The sequence below is a fragment of the Glaciecola sp. G7-5 genome, from assembly GCF_055808975.1.
Map to the genome: position 1 here is coordinate 4,482,704 of NZ_CM147892.1, position 18,111 is coordinate 4,500,814.

The window sequence follows — 18,111 nt, forward strand, 5'->3', positions numbered from 1 at the left end:
CATATGAATTTATCACTAAAATCGCAAATGTGGTTATTTTTAGCTTTTTTTGTTTTGCTACTCGCAACTCAGTTATTTTTTGCGCGTGTAAATCAACAAACCTTTGTGAGTTCGTTATCAGCATATCAAATAGCGACTGACGAAGAGAAGTTGGTTCGTGAACTTGAACGCGATGTATTAGATTTACAGCGCCACGTATTAGTTTTTAAAGATACAGGAAGCGCATCGTCCATTGGTCGATTTAATAGCATTATAAAACGTATCGACGAAACGCTTTATACCTTATCTGCAAACTTACCGATTGAATTATACGACGACACGATAAATACAACACTCTTTGCTATGACCTCCCATATCCAAGACTATGAGGAGAATTTCGCTAGTGTAATCGAAGGCCGCAATGCTCGTGATAGCTATTTTAAAATAGGTGTTCTTGCAAACATCGAAACCTTAATTGCAAACGTCAACACCATCGATTTCAAACCCAATAGAAATACAGAAGAAGTCATAAACACATTTACCTTGCATTTATCGACAGCAGAGAACATTGCATATCAATACCTGCTCACCCCTAATGCATCATTGAAAAGAAGATTTTTAACCCAGATACAATCTGCATCGAAAATATTTGACTCAGGAAGCTTATCATCAGTTTTGAAGGCTGAAACACGCGAGGCACTCGACACAATCAGTAAACAGTTTTCTCAGCTTACCTTTGCAACCCAAGGCTACCTGTATTTGGTCAACGTAGTAATGGCGGGTTCGGCTAACGAGTTTTTATACTTAGCTGCTGAGCTTTCTGAAAAAACAGCGCGTTACTCACAACAAACTAACACGACAATAAAAGAAACAATAGAAGACTCCAAAGCGAAAATGAATTTGTATTCAATCACTGTTATTTTCGTCACCTTTGTTATTGGCTTTTTCACCGTAAATCGCATTATCAAACCAGTCATTTCGATAACGAGTCTATTCCAGCGCTTATCAAAAGGCGCGGTCGTCACGGAATTTCCTGGCGCTCATCGAAGTGATGAAATTGGAAAGCTAGCTAAAGCAGCAAAAGTATTTAACGCCAAAAACACCCAGACCACCGAATTACTAAGCAGAGCGCAAGAGCTCAACCTAAGTCAAGCAAAGTTAAATGAAAGACTGGCTGAGGCCAAGTTACAAGCAGAAAAAGCGAATGCTTCAAAAAGCGTCTTTTTAGCAAATATGAGCCACGAAATAAGAACCCCAATGAATGCCATCATTGGCTTGGTCGATTTATCAAAACTCCAAAAACCGAATAAGCAGATCATGGAAAATCTGGATAAAATTTCTTATTCAAGTCAAATATTATTAAATGTAATCAACGACATCCTCGATTTCTCTAAAATAGAAGCAGGAAAATTAGATATTGAGGATAGCTATTTCTCCTTTGCCTCTTTATTTGATAGTTTGCTGGCGGTAGCGTCATTAAAAGCCGCAGAAAAGAATCTTAATTTGACCTTGTATGTGCAACCCGATTTGCCTACTAACGCTATTGGTGACCCTCTTAGAATTTCGCAAGTCGTACTTAATCTGGTTAGCAACGCGATTAAATTTACCCGTCAGGGAAGCGTTGATATTTCCTTTAAGGTTGCTTCGAGTGACGGTGATAATTTGGTATTGCTAGTTGGTGTAAATGACACTGGCATTGGTATGTCTGAAAGTCAACTGAAGCGCGTGTTCATGCCCTTTACACAAGCAGATAGCTCAACCAGTAGAAAATTTGGTGGCTCGGGTTTAGGTTTGTCGATTGTAACTCAGCTTGTAAAGTTGATGAATGGCAAAGTAAGTGCCACTTCGGTTGAAGGCCAAGGCAGTCAATTTGAGTGTAGCTTCACACTAAAACACGAACCCGAGTCTCATTCATTGCTGACGTCTCAAAACTCCTTTCAACGTTCTATTGTTTATTTGAAAAATAATAACAAAGCGCCACTTTTGAGTGAAGACTATTTAGCAAGAATTTCGGCTTCATTTACTATCTACAATGTAAGTGAATTGCCAACAATAAAAGACCTCATAAGAACGCAAGATTTACTGATACTTGATATAGAAAATGGGCGCCAATCACGCAGTATACACAGTGACATCCTAGATCTCATTGAGCGAGGTATCAATGTCGCCTGTATAACCAATACCCAGCCCGAGCAGTTAGCTGCGATATTAAGAAGCCAGTGGAAGTGCATAAGTTTGTCACATCCTTTCTCGCCAACCGAATTTTACCTATTTGCAAACAAACTCTACGGGGAAGACTCATTTTTCGCTAGCCATTCACTCGATACGTCCTTTGATGGCGATACGATGACTATCAATACAACGCTTTACAGCGGACACGTTTTGCTAGTAGAAGACAACAGTATAAATCAAATGGTAGCAGGTGAAATGCTACACTCATTCGGTTTAAGCTATGACGTTGCCGAAGATGGCCAACAAGCTGTTACTAAAATGAAAAACTCGCCCTACTACGACTTAATTCTCATGGATATACAAATGCCGGTGCTAGACGGAAATGCAGCAACGATTGAAATAAGAGAAGCAGGTTATACCGAGGTGCCCATATTGGGTTTATCTGCTAACGCGATGAGAGCTGATTACAACACGGCGAAAAATAGCGGCATGAACGAATATCTTACCAAACCAATTAAGCGAGAAACCTTGCGCTTAGCAGTTGAAAAGTATCTTAGTAAACAAGCACAAAAAAACCTGTAAATACAAAAGCGAAATGCTTCATTTTGGCACTTTTACGTTATACTTCTTGTGCCTCCATTTCTTCACTTACATTCGGTAGTCTTATGCGTTCAATCCTCATGTCTATAATGGCCCTCTTTTTGAGTATTTTCTTACTCTTGCTTGGTAATAGTCTGCTCAGCACCCTATTGATTTTACGAGGTGTTGATGAAGGTTTTTCAAGCCAATTTTTAGGGATCCTTACCTCCGTTTATTTTTTAGGAGCCTTTGTCGCTACGCTTGTTGCATCAACATTTATTAAACGCATGGGACATATCCGCTGTTTTACGTTTTGTACCGCCTTAATGGGCTGTAGTGCGCTTGCTTATGTATTGTTTATTTCACCTGTGGCTTGGCTTTTTATCAGATTCCTAAGTGGTTTTGGTGTTTTTGTGATGTACACCGTTGTTGAAAGCTGGCTAAACGGACAAACACAAGATGACTATCGCAGTCGCGTGTTTTCTATATATACACTGATAAACTTAGTGGCGGTAGCGGCTTCGCAACAGCTACTTTTAATAGACAATGCCACCAGTTATACGCTCTTTATTATTGCTAGTTTTCTCGCTACTGCCGCTATTATGCCGATTTCGTGGACACGTTTGCAGCAACCCAATGTCGCGGTTGATATGCCGTCGATGAGTGTGAAAAAAGTCTTTAATGCAGCTCCTGTTGCAGTAACGGGGTGCTTAGTATCGGGCTTAATCATGGGGCCTTTTTGGGGGCTAACACCACTTTTTGTCACCGAATTGGGATATACTAATAAAGAACTCGCGGCCTTTATTTCACTGTCGATATTGGGTGGGGCGCTAATACAATATCCTGTTGGGCGCTGGTCTGACTATATGGATCGGCGGCGCGTGATATTGTTTACCTTTGTGATAGGCGCTCTAGTTGCCTTAGCAATGGCTTTTGGCGCGCGATATTATGCAAGTGAACATATTACAATAACTGCACTTTCTGCCTTATTCTGCGGCTTGGTGCTCGCTATCTATCCTATTTCAGTGGTACATTTAGTTGATAGGATCCACAAAGATCACCTTGTTGCCGGCTCCAGTTGCTTACTTATGATTTATGGGCTCGGCTCTTTTACAGGGCCTGCTCTTGCGGGTTTAACGCTAGAGTATTTGGGAGCAGGCGCTCTCCCCACTTATTACCTGACGATATTAGTTGTATTTAGTGGTATTTTGTTAATTCAATTGCTGCGTTCACGCATTGTTGAGCTTCCTGAAGATCACGAAAGTGAGTATGTAGCCATGGTAAGGACGTCGCAAAATGTGCTACCCATGCATCCTGAATCAGAAGAAGTTATCCAAGAGCCTGAAGAGCGACGTTCGCAGGCACGGTAGTGTCCTACAATAAAAACAAAATAAGGAATTAAAATGATTAGCACGCAAATTTTACAGCCCATCGTGGCTCTGGTGATTTGGACTATGCTCATATGGGCGTATATGTATGTAACGCGCATTCCTGCCATGAAAAAAGCTAAAATTGATATCAATAATTTAAAGGGTGGAAAAGGCACTGACTTAGATGGCACCCTACCGCCAAAAACCCAATGGATTGCGCATAATTATAACCACCTCCTGACCGAACCCATGCTTTTTTATGTCATATGCTTTGTGTTGGCGCTAGTAGGAAACCAGCATGAATTAAACCTTATCATTGCTTGGGTTTATGTTGGGCTTCGTATTGTACACAGCCTTATTCAGATAAGCGTTAATCGCGTAAAATATCGTTTTATTGTATTTGCTTTGTCGAGCCTGTGTATTATTGCCTTAACTTTACATGCGGCAATTGCGGTATTCCATTAGAGGTAGATACTCTATGCTCCTAAGCTTAAAAGCCATCATGCGCTTACTCATTTTATTGACTATCTTTTATAGTGCGTTTTCGTTCGCGCAATCTACACCAGAGCCTGCATTAGATTGGTTTACAATGTTTATGTGGTTAGCGGGTGGCCTTGCTTTGTTCCTTTTCGGTATGGAACAAATGGTAAAAGGCCTACTAGTGGTCGCCGGCGATAAAATGAAGAGAATGCTCGGGAAGCTAACAACTAACCGAGTAATGGGTGCCATAACCGGCGCTGGAATTACGGCGGTCATTCAATCTTCCTCAGTCACAAGCGTTTTAGTTGTTGGCTTTGTTTCTGCTGGCTTGATGTCTGTAGGTCAGGCTGCGGGCGTCATCATGGGTGCCAACTTAGGGACTACCATTACCGCTCAAATCGTTGCCTTTAAGATCACTAATTTTGCACTGCTAATGGTCGCTGTAGGTTTTGTTATTCAGTTCTCAGCTAAGTTACGTAAGAAAAAGGCCTTAGGCGATTTAATTATGGGCTTGGGATTGATATTTTTTGGTATGAATATTATGAGTGAAGGCATGGAGCCCTTGCGCGAATATCAGCCATTTTTAGATCTGATGACCCAAATGCAAAACCCATTCTTAGGCCTTTTGGTAGGTTTGGTTTTTACCGCCTTAGTGCAATCTTCATCAGCCACAATAGCAATTGTTATTGTAATGGCAAGCAACGGTTTTTTGACCTTGCCTGCTGGCATTGCTTTGTCTTTAGGCGCAGATATAGGGACCACAGTAACCGCTATGTTGGCCACGATAGGTAAATCCCGAGAGGCTTTGCGTACCGCTATGATCCATGTACAGTTTAACATCTTAGGCGTGCTGATTTGGTTACCTTTCATTCCAGAACTTGCCGATTTGGCAAGCTATATCTCAGCCAATAATTTTATTGATGATGGCAGTATGTCTTCTTTAGCAGCTAATACGCCTCGAGAGATTGCTAATGCAAATACCTTGTTTAAGCTGTCTGCAGTCATATTATTTTTACCCTGCATCCCTCTGTTTTTATGGGTGGTCTACAAGCTCTTTCCAGTAGTGCCAAGTGAAAAAGGCATAGGTGAGTTTAAGTCAGAATTTTTAGACCCGGCCTTACTCTCTACCCCAACTTTAGCAATGAAGACCGTAAACTTGGAATTAGAACATTATCAAAAGCAAGTTGGCTTATATTATAAAAGATTGGTGTCGATGATCGCCTCTCCCAATATAGACCGCTTAGCAAGGGAGGACTTGACCATACAGCGCCTTCGCTCCTATCAAGGACAGCTTATTGCTTATCTTGGCCAAGCCGGCCAAGAACAATTAAGTGAAGAAGAGCAAAAAGAATATATGAAGCTAGTAAACGTTGTGAATAATCTAGAATCCATGCTGGAGGCTATTCATTCGCACCTACAACTCGTATTGCACGAGATGATCCAAGAGAACATTAAGCCCAGTGAAACCATGCTTAATTTAGTGGGGCAATTAACGTCTGAAGTAGGCAAGTCAATGGAAAATGCTTTACGCAGCATTTACGCCGGCGATCGCGAGGCGGCAATGTCGGTGTTAGCGATAAAGAAAACCATTGATCACCTAATTCAAGACGCTTTAAAACACCAAATAAAACGCTTTAAACCTGACCAAGAGCGCTTAAAGATTTTTCGCTACGAAATGCAACTGGTCGACGGCTTCAAGCAGCTTCACACGTTGTCAAAACGAATTGCTACTTTGCAATTAGATAGTCAGCTCGAAACTGAGAAGCCAGCTGAGAATGCGGAATTGAATACTAGTGATTGATACTCAAGCATATCCTGAACTTACGAATAAGAATATTTGAAGCTTACTTGGAAAAAGGAATAATAGAAATATCTTGTTTATATTTTAGATTTTACTGAGGCAAAACTTTCATTAGCGACATCAATTCTGCTACCGAGATATATGGCGACTTCTCTTGCTCCTGCGCCTAGCGCTAACTCTTGTAAAACCCGATCTTCAATGGTGGTTAAACCGCCCTCAGTCTTTTCTAGTTGATGCATAATGATGCGTGGAGCGGGTCTTAGCCATGACTTATGAATTTCAGCAACGCCATGCTGGAGAATTTTCTCAGCTAAAAAGAAGTCTGCGACAAAAGAGCGTTGGTGCTGGAAGGGATTTGCTACAACGACGGTGCTGGATTTTTTTGTATTGCTTGGCTTCCTATAGCCTTCACTACTTCGCCTTTTTTAGTTTTTTCTACTGCAATATAAGGCGCTAACTCATATTTAATGTTAGTAGAAAAAACCTTAAATGATAATTTGCTTTCACTCAATTCAATGAGCATGTCATATGAAAAAAGACCTTTCAAAAATGTGAACACTATTATTGGCCTCCTTCGACGACATTTGCCTTTGTGTCGTTAGTCTATCTGAGAAATTCGTAGTTAGTAAAGTAATTGTAAATTATAGTGACTTTTTGCTTCAAAAGTATTATTACATATAATAATAACCTTAAAGCCAAACGCAAGCGTCTTTATACATTAAGAAAACGCAGGCCCTTCACTTTAAAAGATTACAAAAAGGCTATCTCAATGAGAGTATTATGTGTGCTACTTAGTATTTTGTTCAGTTGCATCGTGCAAGCTGAGCTTAAACCCAATATTATCATCTTTTATGTGGATGATTTAGGTTGGCAAGATACAAATATTTATAACGTTGGTGAGCCAAGTCCATGGGAAACGCCTAATCTTGATGAACTTGCAAATGCAGGTATGCTTTTTACCCAAGGCTATTCTCCAGCACCAACGTGTGGCCCATCACGCGCCGGTTTACTTACCGGACAACACCCTGCAAAGACCCATTTTACCCACGTTAACGGCAACAGACTACCTAGTTCTAGTAATGCTCAAAAAATGATATCACCTTTCTTTATCAACACCTTGCCCGAGGGTGATATCATCTTGAGTGAAGCACTGCAGAAAAATGGATACCGTACGGCACAAATAGGAAAGTGGCACATTCACGGTCCTAAAACGGGCTTTGATGTAGCCTACACTAAACGTGGTGCACACAGTGATTTAAAAGACCGTTCAAAAGATTTTTCAGGTTACGGACCCAAGGAAAAATTTCCGCTGAGTAAAACGCTTTATCCTCCTGTCAGTGACAAGCACCCAAAAGGCATTCCGTATCCTTATCAACCAGTTACTGAGGAAGCGCTAAAATTTGTACGCGACAGCAGCAAAGACGAAAAGCCCTTCTTTCTGTATTTAGCCCATTGGATGGTGCACTATCCAATTATAACCCGTAACCGAGACCTTCTTGAGTATTATACCGATAAGCTAGGGATTGAATTCCCAACTGACAAATCAGACATAACCACACCTGGGCAAACAAATCCCTATTATGGCGCCATGGTAACTACCGTAGACTGGAGTCTTGGGCGCTTAGTCGACTTACTTAAAGCGACTGATGATCCGCGCAATCCAGGCAAAAAGCTTATTGAAACAACCTACATCTTCATGAGTTCAGATAATGGCGGTGCAGAAGATCGCAGACGCGAAATCATTACCGATAATGCCCCACTAGACAAAGGGAAAAAGTATGCCCAAGAAGGCGGCGTTCGTGTCCCTATGATCATTAGTGGACCAACAATAGAAGCTGGCTCTCAGTTTGATGGAATGGTGAATCAGTTAGATTACTTCCCAACCATTATGAGCTTAACCGGGACATCACTCAAAGCAGAACAACAAGCTAAATTAAGCGGCCTTGACATCTCCCCTGTACTTAATGGTAAGAGCGATGTCGTAAAAGATGCCACAGGAAAAGAAAGAGAATTTCTGTTTTGGCACTTCCCTCATAATACTGACTCACAAATGCAATCAGCGATAAGAGAAGGTGACTTTAAGCTTTATAAGAATTACAAAGACAATAGTTACTCTTTATTTCGCCTATACAAAAATGACGAAATGCATGATATTGGTGAACAAAACGATTTAGCAGAAGAAAAAGAATATGGTCCACTTGTAGAAGCGCTTTCGAGCAAATTAGAAGCGCTTTTAACCGAACATAACGCTGACTACCCTAGCCGAAATCCAGATTACAAAGGACTGACTAAGGCTGAGAAAAATGCATTACCCACTATAGAGAAGCATACATTTGATGCCAAAAAGAAAATTGCGAGCATACAACTAGCTAACAATAAAACGCCACTTGAAGAGGCCTATATTTTGTATACTGGTGGCAGCTACAAACGCTATGTGAAACTAAATGCAAATATTGAAACCAGAGCAGATAACGGCCCTGTGGTAAGCGCGAAACTTCCAAAAGATGTGACTGAATATGTGTTTGTACTCACAGACAAAAATAACTTCATGATCAAGAGCAAGATTATTAAGGTAAAAAAATAAGCATCCTTTTCTGTGAAGGCATTTTATAGAAACTTTCCGAGAAAACCCATTGATCGACGCGAAGCGGCGTCGATGGGTAGTTCACAGAATGCCTCACATAGCTTGGCTAAGCGCGAAGCCAGTTGTTTTGCTCGCGCAGCCATTTTAGGTCGCACACAAAGTGTTATATTGCATAACATGGCATTACCCTTTACTCTTTTGCTACTTATCTTCACTTCTATTATTGGAAACGTCTTAATGAAAATCAGGCTTATAGCTTTGTTAATTGCTTTGTACAGTGGCTGTCTCTTGGCCAGCCCAAAGCTCGATTCAAGCATACCCAGCGAAAGTCAGGTAATTGACCGTTTTGCTGAACTAGCCCTTGAATGTATACACAAAGAATATCCAAACATCATTAAACATATGATGACCGGTGACGAACATGTCAAAACACCAAAACAACTCTATCCTGCCTTTTATGGTTGCTTTGACTGGCATTCATCGGTTCATGGGCATTGGTTGCTCGCCAGAATTGCGAGTCAACATCCAAACTCACAACACGTCGGCAGTATCATTAAGCATCTCGATGTAAGCTTTTCTGAGACAAATATTGAAGCTGAGTTAGCCTACTTCAATCGTGAGAACACGGGCACAAGTTTTGAACGGCCTTATGGCTTAGCTTGGTTTTTGCAGTTGACCGCAGAACTGAGAGAATGGGACAGCCCCAAAGCTAAACAATGGCTGGCCACCCTACTCCCATTAGAAAATAAAATAGTAGAAAACATTAGCGATTGGTTGCCCAAACTATCATTTCCAATTAGGGGCGGTGAGCACAGCCAAACCGCTTTTGCATTTGGCTTAATGCTTGATTGGAGTATTACAGCAAAACAAGCTAAATTTCAGGAGCTGTTAACAACAACGATAATTCGTTTATATCGCGACGACATTAATTGCCCTTTAGCTTATGAACCTTCGGGTCAAGATTTTCTGTCGCCATGTATCGCCGAGGCTGACCTTATGCGCAGAGTTATGACAAGTGAGGTTTATTCGTTATGGTTATCAAGATTTTTACCTTCTATTCCTACAGACGGCAAGGGAGACTGGTTGCAAGTCGCACGCGTCGTTGACAAAAGCGATGGAAAGCTCGCTCACCTTGATGGTTTAAATTTAAGTCGCGCGTGGATGCTCGAGGGAATTGCGTCTAAACTGAAAGCAGATGATCCACGCAAAAGCGCCATTTTAAGTGCTGCAAAGTTACATGAACAAGCGGGCATAGATTCTGTGATCAACGATATGCATTATATGGGCAGTCATTGGTTGGGGAGTTTCGCTACCTATCTTCAAACACAACGAGGTTTGTCGAAAGATTAAAAGGTAGCGACAAAAACTAGGCTAATCGTGCTATGAAAAATTAGTAAACGCGAATTCTCACATTAGTTTATATACCTATACCACTAATGTCTGTCATTCAACGCTTTATTATTGATGCGTTTACCTATAAGTTAGATATAGCGTAGTAAAATACTTTGGCTTCAGCCAAAAAAACATTAAAACATACGAATTGGAAGAATACTATGAGTGTAAATAGCGTTGTTGTGTTAAGTGCCGTGCGTTCAGCTATTGGAACGTTTAATGGCAGTCTAAAAGGAATAGAGCCCGCTGAATTAGCTGGTCAAGTACTAAAAGCCGGGATTGAAAAATCCGGCGTAGACGCCGAAAAATATGAATCCATTGTTGTAGGTAATACTATTCCTACTGAATCACGATTCCCCTATGTCGCACGCGTTGCGTCTATTCAAGCAGGTATGTCTTTAAATTCTACGGCGATGGCATTAAATCGCTTATGTAGCTCGGGCTTGCAGGCGGTCGTTAACTCAGCTCAAGGCATCATGCTTGGTGATCATGAACTTGCTATTGGCGGAGGTGTTGAAAACATGACGCGAGGTGGCTACCTTTCTGCTGCCATGCGCGCTGGCGCAAGAATGGGTGATACATCAATGGTCGATATGATGGTTGCATGTTTGACTGATCCGTTTGGCGTAGGTCATATGGGTATAACAGCCGAGAACCTAGCAAGTAAATGGGATTTGACTCGTGAACAGCAAGATACCTTTGCGGCACTGTCACATGCCCGCGCGAGCGCAGCGATAGAGGCCGGCTATTTTAAAGATCAGATTATACCTGTTGAGTTAAAAAGCCGCAGAGGTAGTACCTTCTTCGATACAGACGAGCATGTTAAAGCAAATACCACTTTTGAAACCTTAAGCGGTATGCGTCCAGCATTTAAGAAAGACGGTAGCGTAACTGCCGGCAATGCATCAGGCATTAACGATGGTGCATCATTCTTAACCTTAGCAAGCGAAAGCTATGCAAATTCAAATGGACTAGCACCTATTGCTCGTATGGTTTCATATGCGGTAGCAGGTGTACCGAATGATGTAATGGGCGAAGGCCCTATTCCAGCATCTAAAGCCGCGCTAGCCAAAGCCGGCTTATCGATAGCCGATATGGATGTAGTTGAATCTAACGAAGCTTTTGCCGCGCAAGCACTAACTGTGTCAAAAGGCTTAGACTTAGATCCTGCGAAGACGAATCCAAACGGTGGTGCAATTGCACTTGGCCATCCAATTGGCGCGTCAGGCGCAATCATCGCTACAAAAGCTATCCACGAGCTCCAGCGAGTTGGCGGCAAGTATGCTTTAGTGACCATGTGTATAGGTGGTGGTCAAGGTATAGCGGTCATCTTCGAACGCTTATAATCGTTTTAAATAGCAAAAAAAAGGGGCTGAATCAGCCCCTTTTTTAATCTACATTAAGCAGTACGTATTGCGCACTCAAATTCTATTGATTTCTGAACAACTGAAACCATAAACTATAGTCTCTTCGAGAAATTCGACCGTCACTGTCTAAATCAGCAGCCTCAACGAATGATGCGTCGCCTTGTGTGCTACCTAAAGCGCTGCGAATTATCATCATATCCGATCTGTCGATAACTCCGTCTCCATTCAGGTCTCCTGGCACAATCTCAATCGCAACAGGCTCATTAATAAGGTAACTAACGCTAAGGTTATTAACCGACCACTTATTTCTGGTATTGTCGTTTGCATTTCCAACGCCTATGGTGACATCAGTGACAGGATCAAAACCGTTGTAAGTTAAACTTAATTGCGCTGGCGTACCGGTCATTTTTACGCCATCTACAGAATTAGCAACGCCGTTTGCGCTGACCAAAACACGGTCATGTGTTGATTGTCCATTAACAACTTCTACACTGCTAAATGACAAGTCCGTAATATCACTTTGTTTCATGTCGCCACCATTGGCAGCAAAGTTAATTACACGGAGATTGGAGATTGAATCGACTGTTTCAGCATCACTGCCTTTAAATAGCTTATCATTGCCAATTCCCCAACTAATATCTGTAGACAAACCGCCAGAACTACCACTTTGAATATTCCCTCCATTCATAGGAGTCGCATCAAAGGCAAGTTGGAATGTTGCCAAACCATCGGGCGCGGTCAGAACATCTGAAACCATCGTCGCCACATTGTTCATGCCATAGTCGGTATCTGGAGTCGCAAAAATTTGTGTAGCGCCCGTAAATGGATAGATACTTGGCCCTTCACCTACAGTAAGTTGAACCCAGCGCTCTGTTGTGCCAGAAGCATCTATTGCTTGAATTCTAAATTCATATTCTGCGCTTTCACTTTCAGTAGGCGTGCCTTGCAGTAACCAAGTACCAAGATTGCTTGGATCCTCGCTGAGGGTTAACCAAGAAGGTGCGCCATCAACTACGTCCAATAAACGTAAAGTAACGGCATCGCCTTCAGGATCCCAAAAATCGACGCCTTCTACGAGTGCTTTTGAATATGGCTGATCAAAGACCGCATTGGGTAATACAGTGTCAGCACGAGCAAAGTTAGGAGCACCCGGTTCTTGGTTCACTCTTAAGTGCTCATCCATTTGTGTCAATTGAGCGATACCCCAATCGTTAATGATAAAGTTTTCGCTGTTGCCGCTGTTTTTACCCACAAGCGGACCGCCCCAACTTATCGCCCCGCCTGCTCTTGTGGCTTCTAAATTCCAGAGCTTAAACTCTTCATCGGTAAGTGCTGGCGTATTCCCACCGTTCCAACTCGTGGTACTCATAGGTGGATCAAAATGCCCTACGACTTTATCATCCCAATCCCAATCATTAACTTCATTCCCAATATGTACGTTACCATTGGTTTCTATCATTTTTTCAATGTGTGCATAATTGCGGGCATACAAACCGTTATCGTGTCTACCAATTACGCGTCCACCATTGTAAGGGTGGCCAAACATATAATCGTCATGGCGCGTGGCTTCAGAAAATGGATTTAGTGATTCAGTAACGCGCTCAGGGCCATTATTGAATGACACCGCAGCGTGTGGATTACCTGCGCGTGACGCATCAGCGAAGGCTTTAAAGAGAAGCTGATCGTCGGGGTTGCCATTAGTTGAGTTGTCACCGTGAGTCACCATTTTTTCACCTGAGTCGAACAACCATGCATCAATTAAATCACCATAACGCTGTGAATAGGTTTTAAGTACAAATTCAGCATATGCGAACATGTAAGGTCTTTCTGGGTAGCCTTCTTTAAAGTGATAAGACTGACTGTTTAAAAATGCTTGTATTTCAGGGTCGCTGTCAACATGGGCTTTCCAACGCTCGGTGATATTCGGAAGTGATTCTGGATTTGGAATGTCTTCTTCGCGTTGCAGCATGTTGGAGCTATTAACATAGACTTGGGTTTTCATACCTGCGTTTTTAATGTCCACAAGTATTTTATAAAACGGATCAACAGGGGCAGCAGCTCTAGGAACCACTAAGTTAATCGGATTACCATTTTCATCGGTATCGCCCTGCCATAAACTCTCAAGTAAATCATGAGGGGCCAAATGTACAGGCGAATAAATATAAGATTCACCAAGATGCACTTGCACATAGTCAATGGTTTTTAGGTCTTTAATCTGCTCTAGGAAATGATCAATAACCACACTTTCGGCAACACCATTGCCTAAGTTAGCTGGTTTCCAATTAATGCCCCAAGAGCCGCGTAAAAAGTAGGCACGGTCTTCAGTGGCAATCCCATCTACAATGACTTCAACACTGTCTACAGACCACTTATTAGCACCTTGGTTGTTGCTCTCGCCTGGTTCAAGGCGAAGGGTTTTAATAGATGGGATCACACCATCTAGTTGCTCAAGATCAACGCTTTCAGGAGAACTGGCTAACTTACCTAAATCATTACTTACCGTCCCATTTGCGACAATTTTAACCGCATCTTTTCCTGGGCTTTGCGCATTCACAATATTGACTGACGAAAAAGATAAACCTTTAAAATCATCAAGTGTGACTGTGCCGCCATTGGCGTTAAAGTTCACTATACGCAAATTGCTAAGTTCAGCGTATTCAGCATCACTACCTTTAAATATACCGTCATTGCCTATGCCCCAACTGAAAGTAGTAGCGGCACCACCAGAAGAACGACTGCGTACGTTAGTTCCAGCAGGTGGCGTAACATCGAAGGCAATTTGATAAGTAGCAATACCATCCCCAGCTGTTTGAACAGATGAGAGCATCGTCGCTACCGAATCGTTTCCGTAGTTGGTATTCTCTGCAGCTTGTATTTGAATGCGATTTACCGCTGCTAATGAACTTGTAGCGAACATGCAGGCAAGCGCAAGAGACGTGAGTTTGAAATATTTAGGCATGGGGCGTCCTCGTTACTTTGAACTTAATTAAATTTTATGACAAGTGAGTGCATATCTATGTGTATTACTACATATAAAATACTTGATCAAAATTTAACATTTAAATAACATGACTGCAAGCCTATTAACGCATTTACATCAAACCATTGATCCTAATTGCCATTTTAATAAAATGGTAATGTAATAATTATTAAAAAACATCGTTTAAACTATTTTTTATATATATTTAAGCTTCAATATAAAATATTTGTATTCGCCCTCATTCTAAATAACGCTTGCGCTTTTTAAGCTTAAGTTGAGTGATGTCAACCATAACTAAAGCATCTACACAACTTTGAAAGTCAGGATCTATATTGAAACTGGTAAACCTAACGCCGCCTTGCTCACACACTTCGGCATATTGTTTATAAAGAGTCGGTAAACTTACCCCCATCATACCCAATTGGTTTTTGAGCTCACTCATGGCCTCTTTGTAGGCAAAGCCATGAAAACTTTTGGCGATATTTGTCTTTACCATATAGGGCATTTTTGCTTTTGCGACGCCTTGCTGGTCGGGAAAGAAGTATAAGAAAAAACTCACGATCAAATCGATTGCTGGCTTTGGTAATTGCGCGCTTAAAGTAACTGGGCCAAATAAATACTGGTACTCAGGATGTTTTTTTAAATACGCTCCTATGCCCATCCAAAGATAGTCTAAGCTGCGTTTACCCCAATATTTAGGTTGTACAAAGCTACGACCAAGTTCGAGTCCTTTTTCAAAATAAGGCTGCATTGCTGGCGTATAATCAAACAAGCTTGAAGAGTAGATTTCTTTACCTTCTTTATGAAGATTATTGACCTCACCAAAACGATATGCACCGGCAATTTCAAGCTCATTTTTATCCCACAGTATTAGGTGAAAGTATGATTTGTCATATTTATCTATGTCTCTACGTTGGTTGCTTCCCTCGCCTACAGCCCTAAACGAATACTCACGTAAACGCCCAAGTTCACGCATAATTGCTGAACTTTGCTGATAGCGGTACAAATATATCGTTTTGCCATCAGGTGTTTCACCAATTGACTCACATTCATTTTTTAAGGCTTTATAGAGCTCACGCCGCTCTTCGGGCAAGGCGATTGGTGTTTGAGTTTCAAATATGCCGTCTTTATTTTTAGCCAAACGGTATAAGTGTTTTTTAAATAACTTCACTTGCTCTTTTAACTTTAAGGGTAAAGTAGCAAAAGATGTCGGAGGGATTAGTTCTCCAATCATCACATCGATATTTTTATTTTTTTGATGGAACATCTCTTTTACGAGTAAGGCAGTCGCTGCTGGCTTATACAACATAGACAGACCATAAAACATGGCTGAATTTCTCGCGTTGATATAGATTGGTAGCACAGGTGCCTGGTTAACGCGTGCCATTCGCAAAAAGCCTGAGTGCCAAGCGCCGTCACGAATACCTGTTGGCCTAAGCCTAGAAACCTCACCTGCAGGAAAAATTATAACGGCACCTTCATCTTGTAAATGCTTGTTAATGTTGTGTAGATGTTGTTTTGGCGTACCACTGTTCATATTGTTAACCGGTAACAGTATTTCATGTAATGGCTCAATAGCCATTAGCATACTGTTAGCAATCACTTTGACATCGCTGCGCACCTCTTTCACGCACTTTATTAACGCGAGTCCATCTAGGGTACCAATAGGATGGTTAGCAATAATAACCACACGGCCCGACTCAACAATACGCTCTCGATGTTGGTCTTTTAATCGGTAAGTAAAACTAAAATGAGCCAGTACTTGCTCTACAAAATCAAAGCCCGTCAAATGCGGATACAATTCGCTGAAGCGGTTTAATTCTTGCTCACATAATAAATGCCTAACTACCTTTGTTACAGGTTTGTTGAGCATTCTATTACCGGCTATATGTGGGTAATGTTGTTGAATGAAGTGTTCGGTATTTAACATTGTTTCCCGCCTCTATTAGATACATCTGCGAATGCCGCGAAAACCTATTTGTTAGCCTCCGGGCACATAGCAAATGAAGGGTAAATAATCGAGGCAAATGCTAACTACATTTGATGAATGAGACATGACTAATAGATGAAAGAAATGTGACGACGTAGTAACAAGAAATGGGGCTCACCGGCTACGCGGCTTGATTTTATAGCAAATATGTAGGACTCATTACAAGTTTAGCAGTTTTCCATTAAAGTCGATGACAGATAGCTGCGAATTATCAAACGAATAACCTGTCAATAATTCGAATTCCAGATAGCGTTTCTCATATTGGGATAAGCGCTCAGTCATGCAGTCGCTAGTCCTTGTTTTGCAGTCAAGCCAATTAGCATGTTGGGCCACAAATTTTGGTGAAGCAAACACATATTGCGGCTTATATGTAGATAAAAGTGTGTCTATTAAATGGGTTTTATCTTCTGGTATAAGTAAAACCAGATTGCTAGCGTTGTCGCGCGCATTTTTTTGCATCAAGGCGTATCTTGACCAATCAAGCCGTACGCCTTTAATGCTCGGATTATCAGGCTTCAAATCAAGTAAGGCTTGCAAGTGAGTAGCATGACCTTGCAGAAAGTAACTAGGGACAGAATTAATTTGATAATTTGAGACCACGTCTGAATTTTTTTGCATAAGGCTTTCGTTTATAGGCCCACCGCAATTTGGTGCTTTTTTGTGTTTAACGGCATCTAATAAAAAATGGTCTGCCAGTTTAGTGCAAGCAAAAAACGAACGAACTCGCGCTTGACTATTCTCACCTAAAATAGGCGCCCAAAAAATATAGACGTTGTAGGCACTTAACTTGTTAAGCTTGTCAATGGCTCGGATGCAATAGGGACAATAGGGATCTTTGAAAACCAATACTGACATTTTCTTTGGGTCATAATCACCATAGATAAACGCATGATACTCATCAACACTAGGGATAAACTTGCTATTGTTTTGTGCAGCCGTTGCGGCACAAAATAATAGCAAGCTTATACAAACAATCGCGCATAGCTGTTTATTAAATATCAAAACTACTGGGTTCGCTTAGCAGACATCTCGTTTAGAATTAAAGGCAATGCACTTTGGTTGTAATCTTCTAGTAATGCGGCTAAACGTTCTTGTATCACAACGCGTTCTTCTTGATTATATAAATTTTCTGTCAACAGTTGAATATTGCGATCAATTTCTTGTTTCTTTATATTCAACTCTTCTTGCAAGGCAATCTGTTGCGGCTCATCAATAGACTGACTTAGTGGCTGCTCTACCTCAAGCAGTTTTTCAGCAAGTGCTATATTCTCTTGCTGTTTGGGCGTTAAAGAAACCCTTGGGTCTAAGGTAACCGGTGAAAACTTTTCACGGTCACTATCCTGATTAGTTAACCAAAACAGCAGTCCAACAGTGGCCACAACAATAACGACTATAATTTTACTATATTTCATGCCCT

Annotated in this window: 13 protein-coding genes; 7 read left to right on the forward strand and 6 right to left on the reverse strand. The window is 41.4% G+C overall.

All coding sequences use genetic code 11. The features are described from left to right. Positions 1 to 3 precede the first annotated feature (3 nt). The 4 genes from AC0L6H_RS19785 to AC0L6H_RS19800 all read left to right on the forward strand — a co-directional run bounded on the left by AC0L6H_RS19785 (position 4) and on the right by AC0L6H_RS19800 (position 6,381). Complete coding sequence (locus AC0L6H_RS19785) at positions 4 to 2,733, forward strand: ATP-binding protein (RefSeq protein ID WP_473391040.1); 2,730 nt, start codon at positions 4 to 6, stop codon at positions 2,731 to 2,733. Positions 2,734 to 2,816: 83 nt separating this feature from the next. Then, positions 2,817 to 4,100 (forward strand): MFS transporter, encoded by a 1,284-nt coding sequence (locus AC0L6H_RS19790; RefSeq protein WP_473391041.1) that lies wholly within the window; start codon positions 2,817 to 2,819, stop codon positions 4,098 to 4,100. A 33-nt stretch (positions 4,101 to 4,133) separates the two neighbouring features. After that, entirely contained in the window at positions 4,134 to 4,565 is a 432-nt protein-coding gene (locus AC0L6H_RS19795) for an MAPEG family protein (protein ID WP_473391042.1), read from the forward strand. A gap of 13 nt (positions 4,566 to 4,578) precedes the next feature. Then, positions 4,579 to 6,381, forward strand: coding sequence for a Na/Pi cotransporter family protein (locus AC0L6H_RS19800; protein WP_473391043.1), 1,803 nt, complete (start codon positions 4,579 to 4,581; stop codon positions 6,379 to 6,381). Positions 6,382 to 6,458: 77 nt separating this feature from the next. On the opposite strand, the gene AC0L6H_RS19805 is transcribed toward AC0L6H_RS19800, so the two are convergent. Both AC0L6H_RS19805 and AC0L6H_RS19810 read right to left on the reverse strand, forming a co-directional pair. Continuing rightward, positions 6,459 to 6,620: a hypothetical protein gene (locus AC0L6H_RS19805; RefSeq protein ID WP_473391044.1), complete on the reverse strand. Its 162-nt coding sequence runs from the start codon at positions 6,618 to 6,620 to the stop codon at positions 6,459 to 6,461. A gap of 119 nt (positions 6,621 to 6,739) precedes the next feature. Further along, complete coding sequence (locus AC0L6H_RS19810) at positions 6,740 to 6,940, reverse strand: hypothetical protein (protein ID WP_473391045.1); 201 nt, start codon at positions 6,938 to 6,940, stop codon at positions 6,740 to 6,742. A 210-nt stretch (positions 6,941 to 7,150) separates the two neighbouring features. Here AC0L6H_RS19810 and AC0L6H_RS19815 point away from each other — a divergent pair, with 210 nt between their 5' ends. The 3 genes from AC0L6H_RS19815 to AC0L6H_RS19825 all read left to right on the forward strand — a co-directional run bounded on the left by AC0L6H_RS19815 (position 7,151) and on the right by AC0L6H_RS19825 (position 11,703). Continuing rightward, entirely contained in the window at positions 7,151 to 8,965 is a 1,815-nt protein-coding gene (locus AC0L6H_RS19815) for a sulfatase (RefSeq protein ID WP_473391046.1), read from the forward strand. A 237-nt stretch (positions 8,966 to 9,202) separates the two neighbouring features. After that, positions 9,203 to 10,315, forward strand: a complete 1,113-nt coding sequence (locus AC0L6H_RS19820; RefSeq protein ID WP_473394598.1) for a DUF2891 domain-containing protein — start codon at positions 9,203 to 9,205, stop codon at positions 10,313 to 10,315. 203 nt (positions 10,316 to 10,518) lie between these two features. Beyond that, on the forward strand, positions 10,519 to 11,703 hold the full coding sequence (locus AC0L6H_RS19825; protein WP_473391047.1) for an acetyl-CoA C-acyltransferase family protein: 1,185 nt from the start codon (positions 10,519 to 10,521) through the stop codon (positions 11,701 to 11,703). A gap of 82 nt (positions 11,704 to 11,785) precedes the next feature. Here the strand turns inward: AC0L6H_RS19825 and AC0L6H_RS19830 are convergent, their stop codons facing one another. From AC0L6H_RS19830 to AC0L6H_RS19845, 4 genes are all read right to left on the reverse strand, one after another. Continuing rightward, positions 11,786 to 14,683, reverse strand: a complete 2,898-nt coding sequence (locus tag AC0L6H_RS19830) for a dockerin type I domain-containing protein (protein ID WP_473391048.1) — start codon at positions 14,681 to 14,683, stop codon at positions 11,786 to 11,788. A 259-nt stretch (positions 14,684 to 14,942) separates the two neighbouring features. Beyond that, complete coding sequence (olsF, locus tag AC0L6H_RS19835) at positions 14,943 to 16,634, reverse strand: bifunctional ornithine lipid synthase OlsF (protein WP_473391049.1); 1,692 nt, start codon at positions 16,632 to 16,634, stop codon at positions 14,943 to 14,945. 219 nt (positions 16,635 to 16,853) lie between these two features. Beyond that, positions 16,854 to 17,654, reverse strand: coding sequence for a thioredoxin fold domain-containing protein (locus AC0L6H_RS19840; protein ID WP_473391051.1), 801 nt, complete (start codon positions 17,652 to 17,654; stop codon positions 16,854 to 16,856). A 44-nt stretch (positions 17,655 to 17,698) separates the two neighbouring features. After that, entirely contained in the window at positions 17,699 to 18,106 is a 408-nt protein-coding gene (locus tag AC0L6H_RS19845) for a hypothetical protein (protein WP_473391053.1), read from the reverse strand. Positions 18,107 to 18,111 lie beyond the last annotated feature (5 nt).